General features: G+C 45.7%; 24 protein-coding genes and 1 tRNA gene. 12 read left to right on the forward strand and 13 right to left on the reverse strand.

Going from position 1 to position 25,395, the window contains the following annotated elements; genetic code table 11:
- Positions 1–8: 8 nt before the first annotated feature.
- Together ACLVWU_RS01380 and ACLVWU_RS01385 are read left to right on the forward strand one after the other, a co-directional pair.
- Positions 9–1,733, forward strand: a complete 1,725-nt coding sequence (locus ACLVWU_RS01380) for a DEAD/DEAH box helicase (RefSeq protein ID WP_413576672.1) — start codon at positions 9–11, stop codon at positions 1,731–1,733.
- Positions 1,734–1,875: 142 nt separating this feature from the next.
- Positions 1,876–2,109, forward strand: a complete 234-nt coding sequence (locus ACLVWU_RS01385) for a hypothetical protein (RefSeq protein ID WP_413576673.1) — start codon at positions 1,876–1,878, stop codon at positions 2,107–2,109.
- A gap of 58 nt (positions 2,110–2,167) precedes the next feature.
- On the opposite strand, the gene ACLVWU_RS01390 is transcribed toward ACLVWU_RS01385, so the two are convergent.
- Positions 2,168–2,674 carry a pyridoxamine 5'-phosphate oxidase family protein gene (locus tag ACLVWU_RS01390; RefSeq protein ID WP_413576674.1) on the reverse strand — a complete coding sequence of 169 codons (507 nt, stop codon included), beginning with the start codon at positions 2,672–2,674 and terminating at the stop codon, positions 2,168–2,170.
- Between the two features lie 239 nt (positions 2,675–2,913).
- On the opposite strand from ACLVWU_RS01390, the gene ACLVWU_RS01395 reads away from it, so the two are divergent.
- The 4 genes from ACLVWU_RS01395 (at position 2,914) to ACLVWU_RS01410 (ending at position 6,755) form a co-directional block, all read left to right on the forward strand.
- On the forward strand, positions 2,914–4,512 hold the full coding sequence (locus tag ACLVWU_RS01395; protein ID WP_413576675.1) for a L,D-transpeptidase family protein: 1,599 nt from the start codon (positions 2,914–2,916) through the stop codon (positions 4,510–4,512).
- Between the two features lie 42 nt (positions 4,513–4,554).
- Positions 4,555–5,862 (forward strand): beta-sandwich domain-containing protein, encoded by a 1,308-nt coding sequence (locus tag ACLVWU_RS01400; RefSeq protein ID WP_413576676.1) that lies wholly within the window; start codon positions 4,555–4,557, stop codon positions 5,860–5,862.
- 211 nt (positions 5,863–6,073) lie between these two features.
- Positions 6,074–6,164 (forward strand) — tRNA-Ser (locus ACLVWU_RS01405).
- A gap of 39 nt (positions 6,165–6,203) precedes the next feature.
- Positions 6,204–6,755 carry a 3'-5' exonuclease gene (locus tag ACLVWU_RS01410; RefSeq protein ID WP_413576677.1) on the forward strand — a complete coding sequence of 184 codons (552 nt, stop codon included), beginning with the start codon at positions 6,204–6,206 and terminating at the stop codon, positions 6,753–6,755.
- 3 nt (positions 6,756–6,758) lie between these two features.
- On the opposite strand, the gene ACLVWU_RS01415 is transcribed toward ACLVWU_RS01410, so the two are convergent.
- The 8 genes from ACLVWU_RS01415 to ACLVWU_RS01450 all read right to left on the reverse strand — a co-directional run bounded on the left by ACLVWU_RS01415 (position 6,759) and on the right by ACLVWU_RS01450 (position 13,557).
- The gene (locus tag ACLVWU_RS01415; RefSeq protein WP_413576678.1) at positions 6,759–8,648 is read right to left on the reverse strand and encodes a hypothetical protein; all 1,890 of its coding nucleotides are present in this window, start codon (positions 8,646–8,648) and stop codon (positions 6,759–6,761) included.
- A complete protein-coding gene (locus tag ACLVWU_RS01420; RefSeq protein ID WP_413576679.1) occupies positions 8,645–9,838 on the reverse strand; it encodes a hypothetical protein in 1,194 nt (397 codons plus the stop codon). Before ACLVWU_RS01420 ends, ACLVWU_RS01415 begins: the two co-directional genes overlap by 4 nt.
- A complete protein-coding gene (locus ACLVWU_RS01425) occupies positions 9,835–10,281 on the reverse strand; it encodes a hypothetical protein (protein ID WP_413576680.1) in 447 nt (148 codons plus the stop codon). The genes ACLVWU_RS01420 and ACLVWU_RS01425 overlap by 4 nt, the downstream gene beginning before the upstream one ends.
- A 5-nt stretch (positions 10,282–10,286) precedes the next feature.
- Positions 10,287–10,781 (reverse strand): hypothetical protein, encoded by a 495-nt coding sequence (locus ACLVWU_RS01430; protein WP_413576681.1) that lies wholly within the window; start codon positions 10,779–10,781, stop codon positions 10,287–10,289.
- A gap of 193 nt (positions 10,782–10,974) precedes the next feature.
- On the reverse strand, positions 10,975–11,874 hold the full coding sequence (locus ACLVWU_RS01435; RefSeq protein ID WP_413576682.1) for a fatty acid desaturase: 900 nt from the start codon (positions 11,872–11,874) through the stop codon (positions 10,975–10,977).
- An 82-nt stretch (positions 11,875–11,956) separates the two neighbouring features.
- Positions 11,957–12,361, reverse strand: a complete 405-nt coding sequence (locus ACLVWU_RS01440; protein WP_413576683.1) for an SRPBCC domain-containing protein — start codon at positions 12,359–12,361, stop codon at positions 11,957–11,959.
- A gap of 93 nt (positions 12,362–12,454) precedes the next feature.
- Positions 12,455–12,958 carry a GNAT family N-acetyltransferase gene (locus ACLVWU_RS01445; protein ID WP_413576684.1) on the reverse strand — a complete coding sequence of 168 codons (504 nt, stop codon included), beginning with the start codon at positions 12,956–12,958 and terminating at the stop codon, positions 12,455–12,457.
- Between the two features lie 20 nt (positions 12,959–12,978).
- A complete protein-coding gene (locus ACLVWU_RS01450; RefSeq protein WP_413576685.1) occupies positions 12,979–13,557 on the reverse strand; it encodes a histidine phosphatase family protein in 579 nt (192 codons plus the stop codon).
- A 186-nt stretch (positions 13,558–13,743) separates the two neighbouring features.
- Here ACLVWU_RS01450 and ACLVWU_RS01455 point away from each other — a divergent pair, with 186 nt between their 5' ends.
- Positions 13,744–16,119 carry an MHYT domain-containing protein gene (locus tag ACLVWU_RS01455; RefSeq protein ID WP_413576686.1) on the forward strand — a complete coding sequence of 792 codons (2,376 nt, stop codon included), beginning with the start codon at positions 13,744–13,746 and terminating at the stop codon, positions 16,117–16,119.
- Here the strand turns inward: ACLVWU_RS01455 and ACLVWU_RS01460 are convergent.
- Positions 16,111–18,591, reverse strand: coding sequence for a PA14 domain-containing protein (locus tag ACLVWU_RS01460; RefSeq protein ID WP_413576687.1), 2,481 nt, complete (start codon positions 18,589–18,591; stop codon positions 16,111–16,113). The genes ACLVWU_RS01455 and ACLVWU_RS01460 overlap by 9 nt on opposite strands.
- A gap of 199 nt (positions 18,592–18,790) precedes the next feature.
- On the opposite strand from ACLVWU_RS01460, the gene ACLVWU_RS01465 reads away from it, so the two are divergent.
- From ACLVWU_RS01465 to ACLVWU_RS01480, 4 genes are all read left to right on the forward strand, one after another.
- A complete protein-coding gene (locus ACLVWU_RS01465; RefSeq protein WP_413576688.1) occupies positions 18,791–20,302 on the forward strand; it encodes a YiiX/YebB-like N1pC/P60 family cysteine hydrolase in 1,512 nt (503 codons plus the stop codon).
- Positions 20,303–20,453: 151 nt separating this feature from the next.
- Positions 20,454–20,891 (forward strand): SRPBCC family protein, encoded by a 438-nt coding sequence (locus tag ACLVWU_RS01470; protein WP_413578761.1) that lies wholly within the window; start codon positions 20,454–20,456, stop codon positions 20,889–20,891.
- 15 nt (positions 20,892–20,906) lie between these two features.
- Positions 20,907–21,389, forward strand: a complete 483-nt coding sequence (locus ACLVWU_RS01475) for a DUF4442 domain-containing protein (protein ID WP_413576689.1) — start codon at positions 20,907–20,909, stop codon at positions 21,387–21,389.
- A gap of 66 nt (positions 21,390–21,455) precedes the next feature.
- Entirely contained in the window at positions 21,456–21,968 is a 513-nt protein-coding gene (locus tag ACLVWU_RS01480) for a hypothetical protein (protein WP_413576690.1), read from the forward strand.
- Here the strand turns inward: ACLVWU_RS01480 and ACLVWU_RS01485 are convergent.
- Genes ACLVWU_RS01485 through ACLVWU_RS01495 form a run of 3 tightly spaced genes read right to left on the reverse strand, consistent with a single transcriptional unit; the run spans position 21,965 to position 24,446 of the window.
- A complete protein-coding gene (locus ACLVWU_RS01485; RefSeq protein ID WP_413576691.1) occupies positions 21,965–22,744 on the reverse strand; it encodes a hypothetical protein in 780 nt (259 codons plus the stop codon). The genes ACLVWU_RS01480 and ACLVWU_RS01485 overlap by 4 nt on opposite strands.
- A gap of 9 nt (positions 22,745–22,753) precedes the next feature.
- Positions 22,754–24,001, reverse strand: coding sequence for a DEAD/DEAH box helicase (locus tag ACLVWU_RS01490; protein WP_413576692.1), 1,248 nt, complete (start codon positions 23,999–24,001; stop codon positions 22,754–22,756).
- Positions 24,002–24,053: 52 nt separating this feature from the next.
- Positions 24,054–24,446, reverse strand: a complete 393-nt coding sequence (locus ACLVWU_RS01495; protein WP_413576694.1) for a DoxX family membrane protein — start codon at positions 24,444–24,446, stop codon at positions 24,054–24,056.
- Between the two features lie 118 nt (positions 24,447–24,564).
- On the opposite strand from ACLVWU_RS01495, the gene ACLVWU_RS01500 reads away from it, so the two are divergent.
- Positions 24,565–25,395, forward strand: coding sequence for an aldo/keto reductase (locus ACLVWU_RS01500; RefSeq protein WP_413576695.1), 831 nt, complete (start codon positions 24,565–24,567; stop codon positions 25,393–25,395).

Consider the following 25,395-nt stretch of genomic DNA (forward strand, 5'->3'; position numbering starts at 1 on the left):
CGCTCACTATGTATCAACTGCGCCCGTACCAACAGGAAGCGGTCCAAGCGACCCTTCAGCATTTTCGTAAGGAAAAATCACCAGCGGTGATTGTGCTTCCTACGGGTGCGGGTAAAAGTCTGGTCATTGCGGAACTTGCCCGTCTTGCACGGGGTCGCGTTCTGGTCATGGCCCACGTCAAAGAACTCGTAGAGCAAAATCACGCAAAGTACATTTCCTTCGGTCTTGAGGCCGGAATATTCTCTGCCGGGCTCGATCGTAAGGACACAACCCATAAAGTTATATTTGGCAGTATTCAATCCATCGCCCGGGCAGAAGAGGATTTCTTTGATAACTTCTCCCTGGTGGTGATCGACGAGTGCCATCGTGTTTCCATGGAAGGCGAGACTCAGTATTTTCAAGTCGTATCAAAGTTAAAGAAACTGAATCCCGAAATCTGTGTATTGGGTTTGACGGCGACACCCTATAGATTGGGACTGGGTTGGATCTATCAGTATCATCAGGAAAGAAAGCTGCAACAAACCACCGAGGATCGCTTTTTCAAAAAATGCATCTATGAACTTTCCATTGGCTACATGATTAAGAACAAGTACCTGACACCACCGTTGAAGATTGATTCGCCGGTTGCCTGCTATGATTTCTCCAGCTTAAAGCTTCACGGGACCAGTTATGTGACCTCCCAGATTGAAGCTTTGTTGAAAGATCAAAAGCGCATCACGCCTTTGATTATTAAAAACATTGTGGATATGTCCGTGGATCGCGCGGGTGTGATGATCTTTACAAGTTCTGTTAATCACGCCATTGAAATCATGAAAAGTCTGCCGCCATTTGTTTCAGCTTTGGTCGTCGGTGACACTGAAGTCGAGGAGCGTGACGAGATCATCGCTGCTTTTAAAGCACGCAAGCTGAAGTTCCTGGTGAATGTTTCGGTTTTAACGACGGGGTTTGATGCTCCCCATGTGGATGTGATTGCGATTCTAAGACCCACGGAATCTGTCAGTCTGTATCAGCAAATCGTGGGGCGGGGATTAAGACTTAGCGACAGTAAGGCTGATTGTTTGATTTTGGACTATACCGGTCAGAATCATGACTTGTTTTCGCCTGAAATTGACGACGACAAGCCAGCAGGCCACACGGTGATGGTTGAAGTGCCTTGCCCTGAGTGCGGGACTGTTAATAATTTCTGGGGAATCAAGGATGCCGAAGGCGAAGTGACCGAACATTTTGGACGCCGCTGTAAGGGAGCGTTTCAGGATCCCGTATCCAATGAGATCGAGCCCTGTGGTTTTCGTTTTAGATTCAAGCGTTGTCCTGACTGCGGTCACGAAAATGATATTGCCGCCCGAAGCTGTGAGGGATGTCAGGCCGTGCTGGTGGACAATGATAAGAAGCTTAAGGAAGCGATGGCTCTTAAGGATGCCCACGTTCTAAGGGTGGACTCGGTTACATACACCAAGGGCTACGATAAAAAGGGGCAAGAGCGGCTTGAAGTGAAGTATCACGATGTGGATGCCAAAGCTTTGACCGAGTACTTTTACCTTAATAATGCTTCCGACAGCCGCGCCTTTTACTTCAATTTCACCCGCATGCACCTAAGGCTTCCTGGACAGAAGGTATTTATCAAATCCGCTGATGATGCCATTAAAATGAAGTCCCTGTTCAGGCCGCCCATGTTTGTGATCGCCAGAAAGCAGAAGAGCTTTTGGGCCATTCGTGAAAAGATATTCGAATAGGTTCGATTTCAGCTGTCTAAACTTTTGACGATCAGGGAAGTTTGCCAAAAGACCCCCTTAAGAAAAGACCCTCCATTGTAAAGTTCCGTCCGGAGTAGTATTCCTACGCGGTCATTGAATTTAACTTTCTAAGGAGTTTTTTATGAAAACTATGATCGCTGCAATGCTTTTGATCTCTTCTTCAGCTATGGCAACTACGAACGATACTATCAACATTAAGGTTTTGTCTTATTGCTCTGACAACAGAGTAGTACGTGAAACTGACGATCAAATCGTTTTGGCTGATGACTGTGAAGCTAAGAATTTGACTTGCGTTGATTACGTAAATCAAAGAGGCATCTTCATTAGATACGCAGCTCGTTGCGAAGCTAAGTAGTTAAATAGAAAAGGACCTCTTAAGAGGTCCTTTTTTTTGCCCTACATTTTCCGGAACGTTAATGTCTTAAATTAAGTTCCCCATGGCTGCCCATTTTCACATGTTTTGATCCTGTCGTAAGCTTCACAAACTCCAGAATTTTTGAAACGGGGTTCGAGTGACCTTCCCAGTACTCGGCCTTTTCGATCTCCACTTTCAATAGTTGCACATTTGGATCGTTCGGTCCTTGTGGGAACCAGGTATCGTATGCTTTGGACCATAGTTCCCGAACCTTTTCGGGGTGATTATCGACAAGCTCTGCAAATCCAGTCACAGAAACATACTTGCCGCTTCCTGAGTAAGTGATATTCACGCGGTTTTCACTTTGAATATCTGAAGCCTTTTGGGATGCTCTGGATATGATAAACCAAAGACTGCCATCGGCTTGAACTTCCTGGGTGACCAACGGAGCACTGTGCAGACTGTTTCCACCTGAAACGGTAACAAGCATCGCAATTTTGATGTCTGAAATTAAATCACTAAGTTTTTTGATCTCCGGACTGGAGTGTGTTGCTTTATCTTCCATGGGTGTCTCCTCGTCTTGTTAACTAAAATTATCGCGCATCTAATTCTGACGCCCAAGGTGACTTTTCACATGAATGGAACAGTCATGTGGCAAAAAGTTTGATTTCATTTTGGATATTGTATGTCCTGCTGCCAGTTCCCAGACGATAATCCCATGTGATTTTGCATGGAAATCCAAAATATTTTCCCTTCTAAAATGTGCACGCCTAGTCTGAGGACCATCACTGAGGGGAACACAACATGGAAGTAGTTCGTCGACTTACGAATCGTATCGTAATCGCGTCGGTGCTGCCTGCAATTGCATGGGCGCAGTTACAGACAGAAGCAAAGCCGAAACCGGCTGAGCCGCTCGATTACAATACGGTGATAGCAAACATCTCCACCGCAGACATGCGCTCCGCTATGAAAAAGAGCTGGCAGCATGGTCTTAATCCCAAGCTGTACTGGACTGATTGGCTGGAAACCAATTATTCCAAAGGGGCAAATATTCGCTCGGCGGCGAATAAGGCATTCTTAAAAATGCTGCAGGATCTATATGGCGGGGAAGTGAATCCCCAGTTTGTGGGTTATGACATTAAATTTGTAAAAAAGGACTTTCTAAGTGCAAAACAGCTGCGCGCTGTTGTGTTGGCGTCAGGCAATGATGCCAGCAATCTGATGGACGAAGTCGCACCTCAGAATGCTCCTTATCAGGCCACGCGGGAAGGGTACTTGAAGATCTATCCGTCTTGCACGGATGGTTCTTGGGTCGACATCACTCCCGTCAATGTCCCATTACGCGTATACTCCAAGCATCCAGTCATTTCACAGATTAAGAAAAGACTTGCGATCATGGGATACCGCTTTGTGAATATGAACGAAACATTTGATGGGGATCTATTGAATGCTGTCACTGACATTCAATGGGGCTTAAGAATCAAACCGGATGGAGAGATTTCGCCAAAAGGAAAAGTTTGGCAGTTCTTGAGTGTTCCGTGCAGCGAGCGTGTTCGTCAGCTGCAGGTCGACATGGAAAAGATGCGCTGGTTTCCCCAGTACTTTGAAGATCGCTATATCTTTGTGAATCTTGCGATGTCGTATTTCATCCTGATGGATGTCTCTAATCCCGACTACAATCGTGTGATGAGCTTCCGCACGGTGAATGGCAGACCTTCACGTAAGTCACCGACGATGCGGGATTTGGTGGAAAAGGTTATCTTGAATCCATTCTGGACCGTGCCACCGACCATCTTCAGTGAAGACAAAGTGAACGATCTGAAAGTTCTGACGAAGCCGCAGATTCGTGAGTATTTTGATTCTCATCACTATGAAGTATGGTCCGGAGATTTCCGTCGCAGAATTGATCCTACCACTATTGATTGGATGGGATTAAGCCAAGGGCGCGTGAATTATGATATCGCCATTCGCCAGCTGCCTCATTTGGGCAATGCCCTGGGGGTTGTGAAGTTTGATTTGACCAATGGTTTCTTGATTTATCTGCACGATACAAATCAACGGGAGCTTTTTGATGTGCCGATGCGCCAACTAAGTTCAGGGTGTATTCGTCTGGAGAAACCGTTTGATCTGGCTGAGTACCTTTTGGAAGACACAGCATGGGATCGCAAGACTATCGAGTCCATGGTGGCCAGACCCGGCGAGGTCATGACGAAGTCCACCGAGATTCCAATACCTAAAGCAAAGCAAACACCAGTGTATACGGCCTATCTAACTTCCATGATGAGCTCTGACGGCGTCGTCCGCTTTGTAGACGACATTTACGGTCAGAACAATGCGATCAAGCGATACTTAACGCCGCTTTTTGTGGAACCAAGAACCGTGAATGTTGGCGAGATAAATTAAATTATTAAGAGGATATCAACAGAAGATTTGAAAGGGGTTCAAATGCATTACGGAAAGATTTTACTTTTGATTCTAGCAAGTGCGCAAATGGCCAGTGCGACACCTTCTACTTATAACAATGCGACTGGAAAGCCGGGGCAACTGCCAAAACCACCTGCTCCGCCAAGCCAGCCGACGCAACCACCGACAGAGAATACTTATCCGGGAACGGGTCGCATCGAATCTATCACCCGTCAAACGGGTGGGGAAGTTTACAGACTTGAATTGGCGAAGTCCCTTCCTTTAGTGCGTGTGGAGCTGTCCTCTAAACTGGGACGCGCGAAAGTATACTCGGCAACATTGGTTACGGATTCCAACGACCGAGTGCCATTGCGCCAGTTGACGGGCATTAATATTAATGACGGCAATCAGCCGGTCAGTTCAGAGATCGTACCGGTGACAACCAATATCGTCGCGATCGAAGTATTGGCTGAAGCCATGGGCGGAGAATCAGCGATGGATATCACCGCTTACTCGACGAAGGAAGCTCCACGTCTGGCAATTGGCAATCGCGTTCCAGAGTATTCCTGCAAACGCAACCTGGATGCTTTGCTGAAAGATAAGCTTGAGCCAGTTCAATTGTGGGTAAGTCGTGCAGAAGGTGCGGCTGCTGGATCTGTTCAAGAGAAATTTGCTGGCAATCAGTTGAAAGAACAAGTTCGTGATTTCGTAGCGACTATGCGTACGAGCGGATCTTACACAACATTGAATTACCTGGTGACGCTGATTAATTTCTTTGCGGATCAGTACAATTCAGTTCGTGTGGGTGGCGTGGCAGAGCCTGCGTATCGTGATCTTCTGAATGCAAGCAACGAAACTTTGATGATCGCAATCCAAAACGAATTGCCTTGTCGTAAGTTCCCAAGCGAAACATTGTTGAAGCTTTCAACAGAGTTCCACAAAAAACTTCAATCTATGCCAAGCGATGCTCGCGCACGTGCAGGTTTCGAAAAGATGACGAACAAGGTTCGTGACTTTGCTCCGGAACAGTATCGTAAAGAGATCGCAGCAGCGAATCTTTCTTTCCGTGAAGCCGAAGCTGAAGGTTTGAAATTGTACCGTGCGTATGTTTCTGCCAAAGATGGTGAGTTCCTGAAGGAATCCAGCAAAAACATGAGTGCTCATGCATTTCTGGTGGCTGAAAATGCATTGAAGGTCGAAGTGAAGATGATGGACGTTGAACAACGTTATCAGCTGATCGTTGAACTTCAGGCGAAGTACAACTCAAACGGTGAATACCCGCAGGCTGTTGCTGCAAGATACTTGAACATCTTGGCCGAGCAAACTTACGGTTATAAGCTATTTAGATAGTCTTAGAGGTCCAATTCTAAGGCTGCCCCGGGGAAACCTGCGGCAGCCTTTTTGCGTTTTAGGTCTAACGAAAGCTATGTTGTTTCATAGTCTTGACGCATATAGTTGAGTTTTTGGACGGGTGACGGGGGCACAAGTAATTCCCAATAGGGTCCTTGCTTTCTTTAGAGCCACTTGCTATGTTGGCTCCTCTTCAGAACTTTTCCCGATTGGACAGGTGGCCGAGTGGCTGAAGGCGCACGCCTGGAACGCGTGTGTAGGTCAAAAGCCTACCGAGAGTTCGAATCTCTCCCTGTCCGCCATTTTTTTCTTTTCAAAAGCAAATACAAGACCCACCATACATGACTCAAACAGCACTTCAGTTTTTATCGTTTCCTGGAAAAATTCATCTGATCAACACGGATCATGAACTGCAAGCGATTGCGGCTGAACTTGCGTCTAAAAAATTGCTGGGTTTCGATACCGAAACGCGACCCTCTTTTAAGAAGGGTGAGTCCCATCCCGTGGCCTTATTGCAGCTAGCGACTGACGATGATGCCTATATCATTCGCCTTAAGCACATCAAACAATTTGAGATTATTAAGAGTATCTTTGAGAACCCTGAAATCGTTAAGGTTGGAGCTGCAATTAAAGATGACCTCAAGCAATTGCAGAAGAGATTTCCATTTCATCCCCATGGATTTATTGAATTGCAAACCGTTGCAAAAACTAAGGGCCTTAAAAATATGGGCCTTAAAGGTATGACTGAAGAGGTTCTGCACGCCACGATTTCCAAAGGACCAAAAACCACAAACTGGAGTGCGCAGGAATTGACCGATAAGCAAATTCTGTATGCAGCAACAGATGCTTGGATCGGTCTTAAACTTTATCAAAAGCTGACTTTCGAATCGTAAAAATTATTGGTCACCACGTGGATGACCATCGACGCGAAATTGGAATAAGAAATAAGGCGGAACGCACACGCCACGATCTGGACGGAAGCTTTCCGCACAGATGTAATCGTCGCGACATGGATTTTTGGCATCACAGCCACGCAGACCTACACCCATTGAAAACTCACGAAGACACTCATCAAAATTCTTGGTGCCGATGCATGCGTTAAAGCCAGGCGCAACCGCAGGCAGCGGTCCGCACTCTGCTTCCGGTGGCAGACCGGGTTCGCCTGGGCCATTTTGACAAGACTTCAGACGAACACTTCCAAATAAGAAACCACCGGTTTTAGTGCCCGCAAGCTGACTTTGCGGAGAGCATTGAGCGTTCGGCACATTCACCGTGTATTTAACCGGGAAGCGCGAATACTGATCTTTACGGAAGCCAGAATTGGAAACAGATCCGAATTCACAAGGATCACCAACCTGTTGAACTTCGTTTATGCAAATTCCCATTCCGGATTTGTCTGAAATATCAATAAACTGCTTACACGTTAATCCTTTTGCGCAACTCCATTTGCTAAAGCTTGCATCGGCAGTGGCACAGTGGGCACCCCAGCCATTGTATAGGCCGCTGTTCTCAAGCTCTTTTGGCTCCCGCACATAGGGACGTGCGGAAAATCCACGGGCAAATGAAAACTCCTGTTTATTAGCGATGGCATTTACCAGATCACGACGGCGTCCCAAATCAGAAAGGAAGTGCGGTGATGCTGGCAAAAACACTGAATTCCCTGGATAGCGATTTAGTGGATCTTTCCCGGTAAAATGAAACCCACCAATGGCGCGTGTCTGGTGGCAACCCGTGCAGGTTGAATCATTTAGTCTGCGAATAAATCCAGCAGGGGATTTCACGATATTTAGTTTATCGTATTCAACACCTTGAACATCTTCTTGTTTAACCAGTCCGTAAAAAGCTCTGTTTGCGGATCGAGCAATCCCTCCCGGTGCCAGAGAGTACGCTGACTTTGCCAAAAATTTTGTCGGAATCAGCAATGTTCCCTGGTCGGCTGCGATAATGTTTTCTGGCTTTAGAAGCCATTGCTTCAGCTCCGCCAATAATGCCGGATTATTTGAAAGCAAAGAGCGGTCAATTTGATTTTCAAGCGTCGATTCAAGGAAAGCACCATTGGCCATCTTGTATACTTTTAAAAGGTATTCCGCGTGTCCACCGAAATCGCCAGCCGCTCCAGCTCCGGCGCGGACCACTTGCAAATTAATTTCTAAACGATCCAAGTTTCCGGGATTAAAAAACTTTGATTGCAACGGACCCTCTTCAGTCCATTGCGCTGAAGTAGACTTGTCACTCATTTTTAACCAGCTTGCTGCAAGCTCTGCACAAGAGCTATCGTCAGTTTGGATGCCGGCTCTATAGACAAGATTGATTGTCATCGGTAGACGTGAAAAAACAGCTTTGCCATTATCAGTTGTCTGATAAGTCAAACGATACACAAAACGAGTTTCGCCACACTTGTTGCCAGTATGAAAGCCGCGATCGGCGCGATTGATTGCACCCACCAGGACAAATCGAGCGTTGGGACTTTGTAAAAAGCGAACATCAAAGAAGCGGCCCAGATCGGCATTCTTCGTCTGAAAGTCGGCGACTTCAGTTTTAATGGATTGCACCACCGTTTGATAGTTCGCAACCTTGGCTAAATCCTGATTTGAAAGTCGACCTGCGCTTGGTGAGTTCATCAACAACGCCGGCAGTGAAAAACCTTTCAGTTCCAGTTCGCGCAAGGTCTCGGATTTTGAAAGGTAAAGGCCTCTCTCAATCTCTTCAGACGCATGAGTCGCAAGGCTTAGTCCTAAGCCAACGATAAATAGACTAAGATGAAGGATCGCCTTGATTGGGCTCATAAGCCTTTTTCCTTTTGCAATGCTTTAAATCCATTTACCAGGTGAAGGTACTCAGTTGCCAAGGTTTGAGAATTATTTGAAGAGGCCTCTGTTAGATTGCAATGATGGTCATCGCAAATCATCTTGGCCTGACAACCTTTTAGGTCGCAAGTCAGCTGCGGAGATCCCACAGTAAAGCTGATTCCAAGGTTGCCTTTTCCGATATCGATTTTACCTAGCTCAGCAAGGCAGGTGTTTGGGATCGTACGATCTTTATAAACAGGGCAAAGGTATTCTTTAGCGACCTGGCGGAATTCAGCCTCTGTAGCTTCAGAAGTCAGTGGCTTTTCAGAAAGAAAGCCAAACAATGAAGAAGCCATACGTTTTTCACACTCGACTTCATCTAAGTGACAGAAGAACTTTGTATGACTAAGAACTGGGCCAACAAATTCACCCCATTTACCGATATAGCGAGAAAATGCGGAACGCTGACGAACACAGCCGCCGTGCTTACAATCAAGACCACCCAGCGCTGGGTTGCTTGTGGCCCACTTGTCGTTGGGAGCTTTGGCCAGAACGTTTACATAGAAATGCCCATCACTGTGAAGCTGTTCAAAACGAGTTTCTGTGAAGGAACCGGATACAGGGATATTCCATTTTTTCGCCATATCTTGAGCAATCAGCCAGCCGCTGTTGCAGCCATGAAACATGGCGAAGGCATTGGAAGTAAAGTTTGCTGCCAGGTCGGCAACGCCCTCTACGCGGACATCAAAACGCGCACCAAGACCATCAGTCTGGGTGCCGAGTGATGGAGAGTTGTGCCCAAAGAATTCAAGAGAGCGAATCGCGCGGAATTTTTTCAGTTCAGGCATAAGGGAGGCCGTATCCATTCGAACATCGTTGTCGACGATAAATTGCCAACCGCTTGCACTTAAGTTTTCAAAATTACTTTTCTGTGCTTCTGCGTCGTTGCCTTCAAACACCGAGATCATCACAATTTGATCTTCAGGAAAATTGCGTGCATACAGCAACGCACGCCCCTCTGCAGATCGCTGTGGAAGAATACTTAAGTCAGTACCACGTCCGGAAACCAGGATACGTGTTGGTTTATCAAAGTTTATATTCCCTTGCGTCTTGGGGACGGCAATAAAAAAGGCCTGGCTGATTGAATGAAGACCTAGAACTGCTAGGAACAAAAATATCTTTCTCATTTCTTCATCCCTTTCTGAATGCGGACCATAATCGCCGGTGAAGCTTTTAGAAAAATGTTATGAACGAAGTTTCCGTTTTTGGAGATCACGCGTACTTCCACGGTTTCGCCTTTGGTTACGCTTACAAGTTGAGATTTTGTGATCTTAACGGCATGGGTATGAACACTTAAAGATTCTGCTGAAAGACCGGAAGACTTGATGAACGCATCAAATTCTTCAGGATAGTAGGCGCCTGCCTCTACGGGACTTGTTACAACTTCGATGCCTTCTTCAGGTGGAGTCACAAGGGCGGATAATGGAATTCGCAGTTGGTGGTAGTGTTCAAAGAAAGGAGAGTCATGGGTTTCAGCCAGAAGATAAGCAAAAATATCGCAGTCCCCAGCTTGAGCCTTGGATAAAATTGAATTCACGAAAAGTTTTAGAAGGTTTAATCCGTTAGACATTTCGATCAACCTTGTTTGCTGCGTGCGCGTTTAACTTTTACTAAAGCTGACTTGGTTGCGGTGAAGTAAAAGCGATGTGCCAGATTTCCTTTTGGCGTCATCACCACGATTTCAACGTCTTTCTCTCCATCGCCAATTCTTAGCAGGTCTTTCTGGGTGAATTTCACTTCGTGAGAGTGTGTGCGTAGTGCTTCTGGAAGCCCTGTCTCTTTCAGGAATTTTTCAAAGGCCACGACATCCAAAGATTCTTTATCAAGGGGACTTGTGCGGGTCGTGTAACCGTCAGCTGGGGGAGCCACCAGCATTGCCACTGGAATCGAGAGTAAATGAAAGTGCTCGTAGACCGAAAAGTAAGTGGCTTCCGCCGTGACGACGCTAAGATCCGGCAGGCAGGTATTTGGAGCGGCCAAGGTAGAGCCTGTTTCAGCTAACAAGGATTCAGACATCAATAATGTCGCGCCCGCTACTAAACTTGACGATAGAAATTGACGACGCTTCATAGGCTCTCCTTAAGAGTTCAATTTGTTGGAACTTGGCTTAATGTAGGGGAGAGCAATATTTGGTCCCTATGGGGAGCGAATAAACGCTTATGAGTGGCGATCGGATTCTTAAATGACGAGAAAGGCTATGCACTGTCAAAACTACTGACAGGCATGGGCCTGGTAACTATCTGTAAACACTTGCAAATATGTACTAGGCGGCGGGCTGTTTTTCTTTGATCTTGGCTTGCTGTGGCAGGTTCTTGGGATTGATTAAGAACGGATAGAGATGATGGTTTCCGTGGTAATACAAATTCCAGGAAATCAAATTCACGAACTTATAGATCCCATGATTCAAATTCAAAACCTGAACTTCGTCACCAGTCTTGCGATGAGTGGCCCAGTTGAACCAGGCATAGTGATAACGTTTAAACACGATGTTCGTGCCATAGAAAAACACAAATGCCTTTGGACCCAACAGCAAAAACCAAATCAACGAAACAATGGGACTGCGAACTTTGAAGTTCAGAATTGTAAGCTGAAAAGCTCGCATGGCTTTGTCGCCTTTTCCATGACAATCAAAGAAATGATGAGTGAAGGCCGCGCCAAAACTTTTTCCGCTAGCATCCAAAAATCCCATATAAGTGTGACCCAATGCTGGATGTGGATCTAAATTAGGAATGTCGGTGTGCTTATGATGATAAAAGTGAACAACGGCCCAGATGTCGATCGAAAGATTGTGCCAGAAGCCCATGACTTCACCCAAGAAGCGATTCAAGAAACGTGGTCGATAGCTTCCGTGAGCGGCACTATGCATGATGGATGAAGTTGGAAAGGTCACCAGCAGACCTGCAAGAATCCACAGCAAGTCAGTTGCCGCAAAGCCTTTATCGTAGGTTGCAATTGCGGCTCCAAGTGCAAGTCCGCTGAACATTTGCCAAGAGCCCGCCAGGGTTAAAAGCAAAATCGGCAATGAATATAAGGCAAGTGTTTCGATGGAAGGTTGAAAGTAGTAAAGGCACGCGGCGAGGATCGGAAGAAACGTTACTGTTCGCACAATCGTCGTTTTAAGTAGCCAATGAGGATCTTGTTTGTATTGTTTCAGGCCGACCATGAATGCCCCCGTAGTGGTATATGGTTTCGGCAAATGTGAGAATAATTTTACGGACGACTCAACATATTTCTATTTCTGGTCGTTAGGCATGGTCTAGCTTTTCCAGATAGCTTTTTATTGGATCCCAGTTGTACTTGCGCCATCCCAGTTCGATAGAAGGAATCATTTCCTTGGGGACACCTCTATGGATCAACACTAGTTCCGTGCCGTTCTTGGTGGTGGGTTTTAAATTAAATGTCGCCATCGAGAATATGCCATCAGGAAAGCTGTGTCCTTGCCAAGCTTGGACAATTCTTTTGTTGCGAACCAGCTCCACGATTATTCCAGTGGCTTGTCCCCCATAAACTGAAAAGGGAGCTCCCGCTGATTTCCCAATGTTGGCTTTCTTGCCAGTTAAGGATGCATACTTTTTGGAATCAGTAAGCAGACTATAGATGACTTCAGGAGGAGCCTTAAAATGAACTTTCTGTTTTATAGTTTTGCACATCTAATGCCTCCTGAACTTGATCATACCCTCCGTAATCAAGGTTATGGAATCAGTAAGTGAAAAGTACATTTGATTGGATAAAATTGATGTCAATTAAGCAGGGAATTCACACCGATACTTCAAAAGATGATCCAAATCTCCTGTGCAGTAGCCTTCGTTTTTAAATCCACTTTTTTCCAAAACTTTGATTGAAGCTGTATTCTCTGGATTGACCACAGCAGTGATGCCTCCCGTGAACTTCGCAGTCTTGGCAAACTCTACTAACGCTTTACAAACCTCAGTTGCGTAACCTTTTCCCGATTGCTTTTTAGGGAAGGCATAGACGACATCCAAATCGGCAGATGGGGGATGGGTGTTCATGAATCCACAATAACCGACGACATCATTTTCAGAATGGATCAGGTAAAGACCTAATCCGTGTTGGGCATGAAGGGCTTGGCTTGTAGAGATGAACTCCTGGCATTCCTCGATACTTAGTTCTTCGCCCTCCATAAGGAATTCTCGAACATGATGATCCACAACGAGCTCGCTGAACTTGGCGAGATCATTTGCAGAAACAAGTTTGTAAGTAAATCTTGGGGAAATCGGAGACATCATGCTTATTTTCCAATTAAATTTTATAAAAATGTTCGGAGATCTTTAGGAATGTGGCCGACTTCATTGTGGCTTATCAGAACTCTTCGATTGGTTCCTTTGGAGCGGATCTCTACAATTGTGATGCCGCACTGTTTGATATCCATTGTTCGCCAAGCCAAAGTATTAATTCCCAAAACTTTGCACACCAGATAGCGAATCACATTGCCGTGGCATATAAGCACTTCAACTGAATCTTTGCGTGTTGCTTTAAAATACTTCGTAAAAGCCCGATCCAATTGCTTTTCGTCTGCCTTCATTTTTTCTGTGTCTGTATGGCCAAACTTTTTCCGTAAACTTTTGGGAAACCCTGGCAAGCATTCGCGCAGGGAATGGCAAGAGTGCAAAGACTTTTTGTAGCCCAAAGACTTTCTTATCAAATATGCGGTTTCCACAGCTCTTGGCATGGAGCTGTGAACGATTCGATCGATCTTGAATTCTTTCAGTCTTTTCGCAGCATAGACGGCTTGCTTACGGCCCAGGGCCGTGAGCTTTTCAACTTCCTTTTCCGAGGCGCTGATGTATTGACCATGTCTGACTAAAACTATCGTTTTTACTGCCATAATTTATCGAATCTCATTCAGTATTCATGATATCCGCAAGGCAGAGAATGACAACTGACATTTACTGATGGCGAACAGTCAAATTTAGTTAACAGCTCGACCGCAGTGTTGTTTGGCAGTCTTTCCTGATAGACAACGAAAGATTTAGGTGGCAGTTTTTTCGAGGGTTATGATCTAGGGGTGGAAATGGCTCACGCATACAACGAAGATTTAGTGGCTTTATCCGTCTTGATTGCGACTGTGGGTGCTTACGTCGCTCTAAATATCGTTCTTCGTATCAAAGAATCCCTGGGAACAAATATTCGCTTCTGGTTGCTTGCAGGCTCTGTCGCAATGGGCTTGGGTATTTGGAGTATGCACTTTGTCGGTATGTTGGCTATGGACATGCCCGGCATGGTGGTCGGCTATGATTTGGGCCTTTCTCTTCTTTCCATTGTCGTGGCCATTGGTGCCTCGATGGTTGCGTTCTACATTGTCAGCCGGGTGAAAGTTTCCTTGGTCGGTGTGATCTTCGGTGGATTATCCATGGCTGTGGCTATTTCGGGAATGCATTATCTCGGTATGGCTTCCATGGAGATGCCCGTGCGCATCGTCTGGAACATGAATCTAGTGATCCTGTCGGTGGTGATTGCAGCATTTGCATCTTTTGCAGCGCTGGGTGTTTCTTTGCGTTTTCGAACAACAAAAAGAATTGCGCTTCTGCATGCTTTGGCAAGTTTGTTGATGGGGGTCGCTGTTTCCGGAATGCATTACACCGGCATGGCAGCCGCTACATACATTCATGACGAGCATGTTCATCAATCCCATCAGGGTGTGGTTCTGGGAACGCAGACTCTGGCCTATGTTGTCGTCGGTGCAACTTTGATGATCTTGTTGGTTGCATTGACCGCCTCAGGATTTGCCCGAGTCTTGGTAAGACGTTCTAAAGAAGCCAATGAGGAAATCAGTATCCGTGACATTCTGCTAAAAGAGGCCCAAGAAATTGCCCAATTGGGAAGTTGGGAGAGAAGTATCGATGGCACTCATCTGGGTATGTCCGAGGAAATGTACAATATTTATGGGCTGGGCAAGAATACAAAGGTGACAGTAGATACGCTGTTGGGTTTCTCGGAGCAGGCAGACCGGGAGAACTTTAAGCAGGTTATCGCTTCGGCGGTCTTAAGCAGATCACCTTTTAAATTTGACCACATCATTCATCTTCCCAACGGCACTTCCAAGTATGTACAAACTCGCGGGCAGTTTACCTTGGACGAGGATGGTAATATCTCTAAAATTGTCGGTACCACTCAGGACATTACGGATCGTAAGGCTATTGAAAAAGAATTGCTGAAGACTCAAGTCGAATTGGAATCCCGGGTTCGGCAGCGCACGGCTGATTTGGAGCAGGCACTCATTCGCGAAAAGCACGCAAAAGAAGTTGCTGAAGAAGCGACGAAAGCCAAGATGAGCTTTTTGGCAAATATGAGTCATGAGATACGTACGCCGATGAACGCTATTCTGGGTTTCGCTGATCTTTTAAGTGCCGAGAAGTTAAATGAAGAACAAGAAGAGCTTTTGGGTCGCATTCAGGCGAACGGAACCCTGCTTTTAAGGGTTATCGATGATATTTTGGATTTATCCAAGTTCGAAGCCGGTAAGATGCCAATTGAAAAATCTTTGTTGTCATATTTGGAATTGATCGACGAAGTGAAGACTTCGCTTTCGTTGTTGGCAGAGAAAAAGGAAATTTCAATTGAGGTCGAACAGATTGGTGATCTTCCGAAAAACATTTATTCGGACCCAGTGCGTTTGCGCCAGATACTGGTGAACCTAATTGGAAATGCCGTTAAGTTCTCGGAAAAAGGAACCATTAAAATTCGTGTGAGGGCAGAGCGCTTCAATGGTCGAATTCGCATCATCACCGAAGTGCAGGATTCCGGTATTGGCATTTCTGAAGACGGGCAGCAAAAGATATTTCACGCTTTCGGGCAAGCTGATTCATCGATCAATCGTAAGTTTGGCGGCACTGGGTTGGGGTTGGTATTGTCGCGCCACTTTGCACGAGCTTTGGGAGGGGATTTGTCCCTTCTTCAAAGTCAGGAAGGTGTTGGTAGCACATTCGTATTTACCATCGTTTCTGATGATGAAGAACGTTTAAAGGAAGTGGCAGTACGTAAAACAGGGGCTCCCAAGCCACCTGTAACGTTGCGGGATTTTGCAGATCAAAATGTGAAGATTTTGCTGGCTGAAGATATGCCGGATAATCAACTGTTGATCCGTCGCTATTTGAAATCTGAAAATTTTAATGTTCAGTGTGCGAACGACGGCTTTGAGGTTCTTCAAATGGTGTCCAAAGGTGACTTCGATATCATTCTGATGGATGTGCAAATGCCGGGGATGGACGGTCTTCAGGCAACACGCAAACTCCGCTCTCAGGGCTATACAAAACCAATCATTGCCTTAACAGCTCACGCCCTTCCAGAAGAGGTCGAAAAATCCCTGGAGGCGGGTTGCAATGACCATCTGACCAAGCCGATAAATCGATCCGAGCTTCTGCGTGCGATTAAAGATGTTCTAGAATAGGAATTGACGGGGAATGATCTGTTTCGAGCGGGACGGGCTTTGCCAGTATAGCTGGATCACGGCGTAACCGCCATTCTCAAAAAACTCCAACTGAATGTCGTATTTTTGTCCTGCCACCAGGGCAATCGTACCGCAGTTTTCGGTTACAGCGTGATCAGTCCAATTATTTACAACTAATACGTTATTCACGCGCAAGCGGACACCATCATCAGAACGAGTACAGAATGTGTAGGTCTCCGAGTATTGCGCCAGTACTTTTCCAGTCCATTTAATCGAGAACGAATCACCCACGCCCAGTGGTGCCGCACCCTGAACCCAGTCGAAATTAATAGTACCGTCAATGCGTGAGCCTTTAAATCCGGATTCGGTCAAAGTCTTATTGGCATAATAGAAGCCCTGCAATCCCATTCCTTGTTCCGGCATGGATTCAGAAGCTGAATCACTGACTGTCACGTTCAATGTTCCGCTGACAGATCCCAGTGTCGCATTCAAAACCGCAGTTCCTTCATTTAATGAAGTGACTTCGCCTTTTTCCAAATCAAAGTTACTGACACTGACAACGCTGCTTTGACTTGAAGACCAGGCAACAAGGTTGGTCAGTTCGGTACTGCCACCATCGCTGAATTGACCATAGGCCCGAGCCTGAAACTTCTTACCACTGCCAATGCTGACCGAAGTTGGATTCAACACAATGCTTGATAAAGTTGCAGGAGCCATAACCCACTCAGTGGATGTCGATTTGCCCTGCATGCTTGCGGTTACTTGAAAGTTTACCGTTGCAGATCCCGAATACGTATTCAGCAATGTTCCTTTGGTTTCAGGCGCCGTGCTGATTTGCCCGATATTGGCATTGGAAAGACCAAAGCTTGCAGTATCAGTTACTTCGTATTCAATTCCATCACTGAATGTGGCGTAGGCCTTCAGCGGAATGTTTAGGTTCTTCGGAATCAATAAGCCAGCAGGACTCAGTCTGATGGTGGAAACAGTTGCTGCAGTCACTGTTACTGACAGGCTGGCCGTTTTTCCTTGCCATAAAACCTGAACTGCTGAAGTGCCGGCACCTTGCGTGATAAGGGTGCCGCGCTGATGGTCAGTATTTTTTAAATTCACAACTTGAGTGTCTGCGATCACCCATTGCACAAGATCGTTTACTGTCTCTGTGGTGTTGTCGTCATAGTTTGCCGTGACGGTCACCTTTTTTTGCCCTCCCACCGGGAGCGAGATCGCATTATCTGACAGAGTCAGAGAATTCAATTTCTTGGATGAGACTTTAATCAAGCCGGTCGCAGTTCCTGCACCAAGTGTCGCAGAGATATTTGTATTTCCGGAATTAAGAAATTGCACTAAGCCTGCAGTAAACGACGCGATCGATGCATCACTCAGTGCCCAGGCAGCAGATCCGGTAACATCAGTCATCGAGCCATCTGACAAAACAGCCATGGCGCGAATGTTCTGACTCATTCCCAAAGAGCCGTTTAGCAAAGCAGGACTTAGGGAGATTGAAGATACGGAGCTATTGGAAACCGTAATTGCGCGACTTGCGGAAATAGAGCCCACCTCGGCCATTACATTGGCAGTGCCACCTGCGATCGCATTCACCAGGCCTTTGCTTGATGAACCATCAACAGTGGCTTTGCTGTTATCAGAACTACTCCATACCGCGGTTTGAGTCAGATCCTGGGTGGAGCCGTCATTATATGTACCAATCACTTTTAAATTCTTTTGGGTCGCGGCGAGCATCGTGACTTGCGCCGGACTGATCTGCAATGAAGTTAAAGTGACACTTTTCACAGTAATATTCTTGCTGACCTGGGTTCCTGCAAAGGAAAAGCTAACCGAAGTTGATCCAGCAGATGATCCGGTGAACACAAGTCCACTTTTGCCAAGAATCGAAGTATCTGCAACCAGCCAAACGCCATAGTCCTTAAGACTGCGCACCTGATTGTCAGAGTAAACACCAACTGCATCCGGGGTAAAAGTTGCTCCCAAATTCATTTGCGCTGGTACGTTTGAAACTGAAATTGAACTTAAGGTCGGGCAGCTTATTTGAATGTTCGTAACATCAGCACTTGCGACAGTGCTGCTGGCATTTTGCAGAACACACGGAATAGCCGGGCTCTGAGGATGACTTAAGATTGTGACAGCATAAGGATCGCCAGATTTAATTTTGGTTGTAAATGAAAAAGCTGTCGCACCGGCAGCAAGCGAAACGCTCTCTGAACTATTTAAGCGAACTGTCATCGAGTCGTGGGCCAATCCACTGACTGTCCCGCTGATAGAATATTGAACCACTGGTGGCGGAGAAGGAGACGCTGATGGTGATGGAGAAACAGACGGAGACGGCGTTGGTGTTGGTGTTGAAGCAATAGGATTTACGGATGGGCCTTCTTCTTCCTCGGAAGGGGCGCTACATCCCGTAAACAATACGGTTACTAAAAGGGAAAGAAGAACGTGCCACAAGCTAAAACGCATATGCATCTTTATCGGAGCGAGCCTCGGGAACTGCATGATGCAAAAGTGCTTAAGCACTCGTATTTCCGTTACAAATATGAAACTGCAATTTGGAAACTGCCAAATGATCTAAGACATTAGATCTGAATTCACCGTTCGTTGGTCCAGTCATGATCACCAGTGGAAATGCCGAATAGTAAGGGAACATCGGAGGCTTAGCGTGAAGAAGCTGGTTATGGCATTAGCGGGATTGAGTGTGGTTTCAGGCTGCACAAATAATACTATTAAAAGTGAAACTGCAGCTGCTATCACTTATAGAAATCCCGCAAGCAGTACCGAGCTGATCACTGGAAGCAAAAAAGTGTTGGCTGATATCAATAATCCACAAGTTTTCAATCCGCAGACATGTGTTTCTGTCGTTCACGGAATTACGGATTACCTTTACTATCTTCCAGCGGATCACTTTATTCCTAAAACTCCGACCGAACAGGAACAGCTTCGTACTCAAGGCCCAGAGGTTTTAAATACGATGTTCCAAATTCGCGTGTCTTTGCATGAAAAGCTGCAAGAGTTTGATTCCAGAAATGAACTAAGCAAAGAGTGTGTTCAGAAACTTCGCGAAGGCTTTCAGTATGCGCGTTTTTCTGAGGAATACCTTTTGGATTGGTTGTATGCGCAGAAAGTTTATACTTTCAAAAAGACACCTGTATTGGTTAATGAGCAGCCAAGCACATGGACTAATCCCAAATTTGCAGGATTTCAATTGCAATCCGGTGACGTGATGCTGGTGCGGGGAAAATCCTATGTATCAGCAATGATTGCCCGAATCGCTGACGAGGAAGGCAACTTTTCTCACGCGGCGATCGTGGCTGAAGATAAAATGGGCCGCAAATATGTAGTAGAGGCACTCATCCAGCATGGGGTTATTGTCACACCTTTAGAGAAATGGCGTCAGGCCGAAGATTCTCGCGTGGCTTTGTTCCGCTACCCTGATCAGGCCATGGCAAAGAAAGCCGCTCGTCAGATGTACGATCTGGCGCAAGCCGCTTTGGATCGCAAACAGGGTATTCGCTATGACTTTTCGATGAATGACGACGACTATTCTGCCATGTTTTGTTCAGAGGTGATTCGCGTTGCCTATGATAGAGCTTCTGGTGGAGACATCAAGATTCCAAAATTTAGAAGTACGGTTTCAAAGTTTAAGAATCAGGAGTACCCGCGTACATTGGGTGTGACAAAAACTTCTTTGTTTGCTCCCTATGATGTCGAAGTCGATCCTCGCTTTGACTTCGTGGCAGAGTATAGATTCATGCCGTTGCTTCGCCAGGTACGCATGCAGGACGCTGTTTTACAAAGTGTCTATGGCTGGATGATTGAAAAGAACTATGATTTTCATTGGGATGTTACGCACAGTTCGAAATCCTATATGGCAAAATTGGTCAGACAGTTCGGTATGGTGAAAGAAACATTGCCAAAGTATATGCCGATGGGGGCAATTAAAACGACGGTGCAATTCGAGGCCGTGGCCGTGGCACTGGAAAAAAACATCTATAAGAAAGAGCAGGAGTTCTATAAAAAGAATGGCTATCTGCCATCCTTCCAGGATTTACTTGCTATCAACGAAGCGTACCGCATTCAGGACTGTAAAGATGCGAAGCGATTCTCTCTTCCAGGGATGAGTCGTTCCGAATTCCATGGTTTCTTCTATAGCGATTCCAAAAAGTGCGAATAAAGACATGACTTCCGTCACTCTCTGAAGGTTCGTATTGAAAATTTCCCTAAGGGAATTTTCAATACACTCTGGGGGAGTGATGAAATTGAAGTCAGCAATTGGTATATTCGTCCTTTTATTCTGTGCAATCGCAGGCTATTCCCAGGTTAAAATGTTCAAAACCGTAGTGCGACCGAGCAAAGGAATTCTTGTGACGTATCCATCAAAGCAAATCAGTGTTTCAATAAATAGAACAGTTTCCGATGTTTATGAATTTGCGGCAAATCCCGAAAATATGAATTTGTGGGCCCAGGGACTGAGCCGGGCAAAACTAGTTAAGTCAGGTGACTCGTGGGAAGCGGAATCACCCATGGGAAATGTTAAGATTCGTTTTGCCCCAAGAAATAACTTTGGAGTGCTGGATCACGATGTCACGCTGCCTTCGGGGGCGGTGAACCATAATCCGCTGCGGGTTGTGCGAAATGGTGAGGGCAGCGAGGTGGTTTTCACTCTGTATCGTCTTCCTAAAGTGTCGGAAGCTGATTTTGAGAAAGATCAAAGTGCTGTACTCAAAGACTTGAAGGCCTTAAAATCTATTCTTGAAAAATAGGTTCAAGGAATGACAATGATAACTGCAGTACTTAGAAAAATGGGATCAAGAACGCCTGGTTGGCTGGTGGCAAGATTGATCAGCATTTGGCCCCCGTACTTTGGCGCCGGAATCAAGGTTGTAGAGATCTCGTCAGACTATCGCTATATCAAAGTCGCTCTGAAGCAAGTCTGGTACAATAGAAATTACGTCGGAACACAGTTTGGCGGATCGCTGTATGCGATGACCGACCCGTTCTTTATGCTGATGCTGATTAATAATCTTGGTCAGGATTATTATGTCTGGGATAAGGGTGCCACCATTGACTTCGTTTCACCCGGCAAAACCAAAGTGACCGTAGAGTTCCGTATCGATGAGGCTCTTATAGGTAAAGTTCTGCAGGAAACAGCTTCTGGGGATAAGTATATCTTTGACCTGCCTGTTCAAGTTGTGGATGCCAAGGGTGAGCTGGTCGCGACGGTTCTAAAAAAACTTTACGTTCGCAAAAAGAAAAAATAGAAACGATATCTGTTAATTGAAAGTTTTTAGTTGTGCAAAGTATCTGCACTTGTCACCATTGTATTCATGAAGACCATTCAAATTTTATCATTCATTTTAGTACTAAGTTCTGTGGCATTGAAATCAAGCGTGGCGTTTGCCGAAGGCAGCTTTGCAAAGCTTGCGCTATATTACAGCAGCAAAGAATCAGAGGAATCTGGTTCCACAAGTAAAAGTACGCGCATGGTTTATGATGTCAGCGCTTATTATAAGTTCCAGGGAGGTGGCTGGGTTTTGGGTGCTCTTTACCAAAACGACAATGCATCCGAGACCGCATCAGTAGACAGAACTTCTTATGGCGTGAGTGGTGGATGGATGACGCCTCGTGAATCAGGGTTCTATTTGCTGGGTACATACTTCGTATCTTCAAAATACGGCGACTACGATGGCGGAAACGGATATCAACTTGATATTGGCTACAAGGTCCCAACCCGTGTTCCTTTGACTTTCCAATTCAGTTACAAACACTACGATTATTCAAAGTATGATCACTCAGATACTTTAATTGACCCTTACTTTGGCCTGATGATCATGTTCTAAAAAGAAATTTGAAAGCGAATGTCGATATTGCTGGGAATTACTCCAGGTGCCGCACTGATTTTGTCTGAAGCATCTAATGTTTCGCCAGAATAGCTGTCGTAGGCACCTTTTAGGATGCTTGCCACTACGCTGGAGGCAACTCCGATCCAATAGGCCTGTTGTTTGGTGATGTTCCACTGATTGTAAGCCAAAGCTGCAGTGGAGACTGCGACAAGGCTTCCAGCGACAGAATTGATGATCTTGGATTTAATTTCGGAATTCTGATCGTCCTTAACACTCAAACCTTGCACTAGAGTTCCAGCCCCAACTTCCATAAGTATATCCGTTGGGTCATCTGTTTTTACGTTGGCAGGCTTGGATATTTCCGTTGAGAATTGCAGTAACTGCAGATCCGCCAGCAGATCGTGTTCATCAAGAGTAATGATGAATTGCACAGTTTCCGGGATTTCATAAAAGTCAGTCTTGTTGTCGCATTGAAAGTCCAGAATCGTAAACTTTCCAGCATTCGAAACTTTCAACGACTTGGAATAGCGATCATTGATTACATTGGGAGTACAAGCTTTAACAAACAGCTTCCAGACTGCAGAGGCAGTTGAGGGCATCGAAGAATTGCTGACCATAAGCTGCCCCGAATTGAGTTGCAGGGCGCGGTCCGCCTTCATGGAGTAGGCTGTGTATTTGGCTGTTTTGGCAGTGTAAAGAGCGGATGCAAAAGAAGGCAGAGCGAACAATGTTGTCCAGACCGACAGCACAAGTAGCAAAACTTTTAGAGTCATCCCCAACCCCTATTTCTTTTTCCACTTTGCTTTTTTTGGGTTCGCAAAGAGTTCTTCGCTATCAAGCAGCGCTTGAAGGCTTTTATCGATATCAGAAGATTCGGGCTTAGAAGCGATGATTTTATAATCAGCCTTGTTGACCTTGATGACTTCGACGGGCTTGTTTAACAAAGCTTCGATTGCAGCCAGTTGCTCTTTTTCCTCTGTAGCGCAGAAGGAAACGGCAATACCCTTGTTGAATCCCCGGCCTGTACGGCCGATTCTGTGCACATAGTTTTCCGGTTTTTCTGGAAGATCGTAATTGATCACGTGCGTGACATCCGGAATGTCGATGCCGCGGGCGCTGACGTCAGTGGCGATCATGATTTTGCAATCACCTTTGCGGAAGGCGTTCATGACTTCTGCGCGGTCCAATTGATCTTTTTCACCGTGCAGGGTCAGTGATGAGATCTGCACGCGCTCCAATGCCTTGGCGACGCGCTCTGCGCGAACGCGAGTGCGTACGAAGACGATGAATTTTCCATCGGCATTTTGATTGATGTATTCAGCCAGGAAGAAGCGCTTGTCATCCATTTCCACAAACATCACAAAGTGCTGTACGTTTTTGGAAACAGGATCTTCAGGGGAAATCTCGATGCGAATGGCGCTGCTGCGTACTTGAGAATAAGCAAGCTTCTTGATTTCCGGATTGATGGTTGCCGAAAAGAACAGGGTTTGATGGCGGCGGACCAGTTTTCTTTTGATGTCTTCGATATCTTCAATGAATCCTAAATCCAGCATTTGATCGGCTTCATCCAGAACCAGATGTTCCACAAAGTTCATGCTGATGAAGCCCTGGGAAATGAGGTCAAACATACGACCCGGAGTTGCGATCAACACGTCGATACCATCTTCAAGTTTTTTGATCTGGGCGTCTTGTTCGACTCCACCAAAAAGAGCAAATGCTTTTACTTTGGTGTGTTTGGCAAGTTTGTTGAACACCTCACCAATTTGCTGAGCAAGTTCACGGGTTGGAACCAGTACCAGACATTTAATGCCAAGGGCGCGTTTGCTGCTTTTTTCGGAATGAATCAAATTGATGATAGGGATTGCGAACGCGGCAGTTTTTCCAGTTCCAGTTTGTGCGATCGCCAAAACGTCGTCGCCTTTTAGAATCGATGGGATTGCTTTGAACTGAATATCGGTCGTACGGAAATAGCCGTTGTCGTTGAGATTACGAAGGAGGTCTTCAGAGAGGTGGAATTTTTCAAATTTCATGACAGACCTCTAACATCAAAGGTCTGCCATGTCCAACTTGCTGAATTATTTACTATTTTTTATGAAATAGAGCCTTGATTTTGGGCGAGTATGGGGGCGAAAAGAAGGCCAAATAGATCGTCAAAAGTCCCAGGATCAAAGCTAATGCCAAGCCGCTTGGAGCAAGGAAGGCATGAACCAGGAAAATATTCAAAACGATCGGAGCCAGAATCACCAAAGCCAATGGCACGAACCAGCCAATCAGCAGCAAAAGACCGCAGACGATCTCGGTGATTTTAAGCAGTGGGAAGAAATAAACAGAAGCCATCAGGCCTTGATTGAATGTCACTAAAGCTGCGGGCAAATCAGGAGGTTGTGGCACCAATTGGAATAAGCCCACAATGCCCGAAGCAAAAAAGACAAAGCCCAATAACAAACGCGCGATCAATGGTAGTTTAACTTTCATGAATACTCCTTTGATTTATTGGAAACCAGGTTTGTTTTGTAAGCAATAAGGAATCTTGGGAGTACCCTGTTGGAGTCCAGGTGATGTAAGCTAAATTGAAATCAGCAAAGGAAACAACATGGCATTTAATTCTTTAGTTACCTTGAATGATGGCTCCAAGATGCCGCAACTTGGTTTTGGTGTATGGCAGGTTCCTGATGATGGAGCAGAGGCTGCGGTAATCGAGGCCATTAAAGTGGGTTACCGTTCGATTGACACAGCGGCAATCTATCGAAATGAAGGTGGCGTTGGACGGGCAATTAAGAATTGCGGACTGAATCGAAAAGATCTCTATATCACGACCAAGCTTTGGAACGAGGATCAAGGTTATGACAACGCCATGAAAGCCATTGATTCAAGCTTGAAGAAATTGGGAGTGGAGGAGGTTGACCTGTATCTGGTTCACTGGCCGGCTCCACAGCGGGGACTGTATTTGGAAACCTGGAAAGCCATGGTAGAAATCAAAAAACAGGGAAAAGCCAAATCCATTGGTGTTTCCAATTTTATGCCCGAGCATTTAACTCGCATTATTGAGGCGACAGGTGTTGCACCAGTTCTAAATCAGATTGAACTTCATCCAAAATTTCAACAGCCGATTCTGCGTGAGTTTCACAACAGGCATGAAATCAAAACCGAATGTTGGAGTCCATTGGGTCAAGGCAAGCTTCTTGAGGATTCTAAAATCAAAGCGATAGCTGCCAAGCATGGAAAAACACCTGCGCAGGTTATTATTCGCTGGCATTTGCAGAATGATTTTATCGTGATTCCCAAATCCGTAACTCCATCACGCATCAAAGAGAATTTTGAAATCGGTGATTTTGTCTTAAGCGCTGATGAAATGGCGGTAATGGCGGGAATGGATGATAATGAGGGCCGAATTGGTCCCAATCCCATGACAGCTCAGTTCTAA

The sequence above is a fragment of the Bdellovibrio sp. HCB290 genome, from assembly GCF_047305925.1.
In the GTDB taxonomy this organism is placed as follows: domain Bacteria; phylum Bdellovibrionota; class Bdellovibrionia; order Bdellovibrionales; family Bdellovibrionaceae; genus Bdellovibrio.

Bases quoted from the DNA above. Each gene is read 5' to 3' on its own strand.
- ACLVWU_RS01500 (WP_413576695.1), top strand. From the start codon at position 24,565: ATGGCATTTAATTCTTTAGTTACCTTGAATGATGGCTCCAAGATGCCG.
- ACLVWU_RS01385 (WP_413576673.1), top strand. From the start codon at position 1,876: ATGAAAACTATGATCGCTGCAATGCTTTTGATCTCTTCTTCAGCTATG.
- ACLVWU_RS01475 (WP_413576689.1), top strand. From the start codon at position 20,907: ATGATAACTGCAGTACTTAGAAAAATGGGATCAAGAACGCCTGGTTGG.
- ACLVWU_RS01435 (WP_413576682.1), bottom strand. From the start codon at position 11,874: ATGGTCGGCCTGAAACAATACAAACAAGATCCTCATTGGCTACTTAAA.
- ACLVWU_RS01440 (WP_413576683.1), bottom strand. From the start codon at position 12,361: ATGTGCAAAACTATAAAACAGAAAGTTCATTTTAAGGCTCCTCCTGAA.
- ACLVWU_RS01390 (WP_413576674.1), bottom strand. From the start codon at position 2,674: ATGGAAGATAAAGCAACACACTCCAGTCCGGAGATCAAAAAACTTAGT.
- ACLVWU_RS01400 (WP_413576676.1), top strand. From the start codon at position 4,555: ATGCATTACGGAAAGATTTTACTTTTGATTCTAGCAAGTGCGCAAATG.
- ACLVWU_RS01480 (WP_413576690.1), top strand. From the start codon at position 21,456: ATGAAGACCATTCAAATTTTATCATTCATTTTAGTACTAAGTTCTGTG.
- ACLVWU_RS01425 (WP_413576680.1), bottom strand. From the start codon at position 10,281: ATGTCTAACGGATTAAACCTTCTAAAACTTTTCGTGAATTCAATTTTA.
- ACLVWU_RS01380 (WP_413576672.1), top strand. From the start codon at position 9: ATGTATCAACTGCGCCCGTACCAACAGGAAGCGGTCCAAGCGACCCTT.
- ACLVWU_RS01450 (WP_413576685.1), bottom strand. From the start codon at position 13,557: ATGGCAGTAAAAACGATAGTTTTAGTCAGACATGGTCAATACATCAGC.
- ACLVWU_RS01495 (WP_413576694.1), bottom strand. From the start codon at position 24,446: ATGAAAGTTAAACTACCATTGATCGCGCGTTTGTTATTGGGCTTTGTC.
- ACLVWU_RS01410 (WP_413576677.1), top strand. From the start codon at position 6,204: ATGACTCAAACAGCACTTCAGTTTTTATCGTTTCCTGGAAAAATTCAT.
- ACLVWU_RS01485 (WP_413576691.1), bottom strand. From the start codon at position 22,744: ATGACTCTAAAAGTTTTGCTACTTGTGCTGTCGGTCTGGACAACATTG.
- ACLVWU_RS01455 (WP_413576686.1), top strand. From the start codon at position 13,744: ATGGCTCACGCATACAACGAAGATTTAGTGGCTTTATCCGTCTTGATT.
- ACLVWU_RS01445 (WP_413576684.1), bottom strand. From the start codon at position 12,958: ATGATGTCTCCGATTTCCCCAAGATTTACTTACAAACTTGTTTCTGCA.
- ACLVWU_RS01420 (WP_413576679.1), bottom strand. From the start codon at position 9,838: ATGAGAAAGATATTTTTGTTCCTAGCAGTTCTAGGTCTTCATTCAATC.
- ACLVWU_RS01430 (WP_413576681.1), bottom strand. From the start codon at position 10,781: ATGAAGCGTCGTCAATTTCTATCGTCAAGTTTAGTAGCGGGCGCGACA.
- ACLVWU_RS01490 (WP_413576692.1), bottom strand. From the start codon at position 24,001: ATGAAATTTGAAAAATTCCACCTCTCTGAAGACCTCCTTCGTAATCTC.
- ACLVWU_RS01460 (WP_413576687.1), bottom strand. From the start codon at position 18,591: ATGCGTTTTAGCTTGTGGCACGTTCTTCTTTCCCTTTTAGTAACCGTA.
- ACLVWU_RS01415 (WP_413576678.1), bottom strand. From the start codon at position 8,648: ATGAGCCCAATCAAGGCGATCCTTCATCTTAGTCTATTTATCGTTGGC.
- ACLVWU_RS01395 (WP_413576675.1), top strand. From the start codon at position 2,914: ATGGAAGTAGTTCGTCGACTTACGAATCGTATCGTAATCGCGTCGGTG.
- ACLVWU_RS01470 (WP_413578761.1), top strand. From the start codon at position 20,454: ATGTTCAAAACCGTAGTGCGACCGAGCAAAGGAATTCTTGTGACGTAT.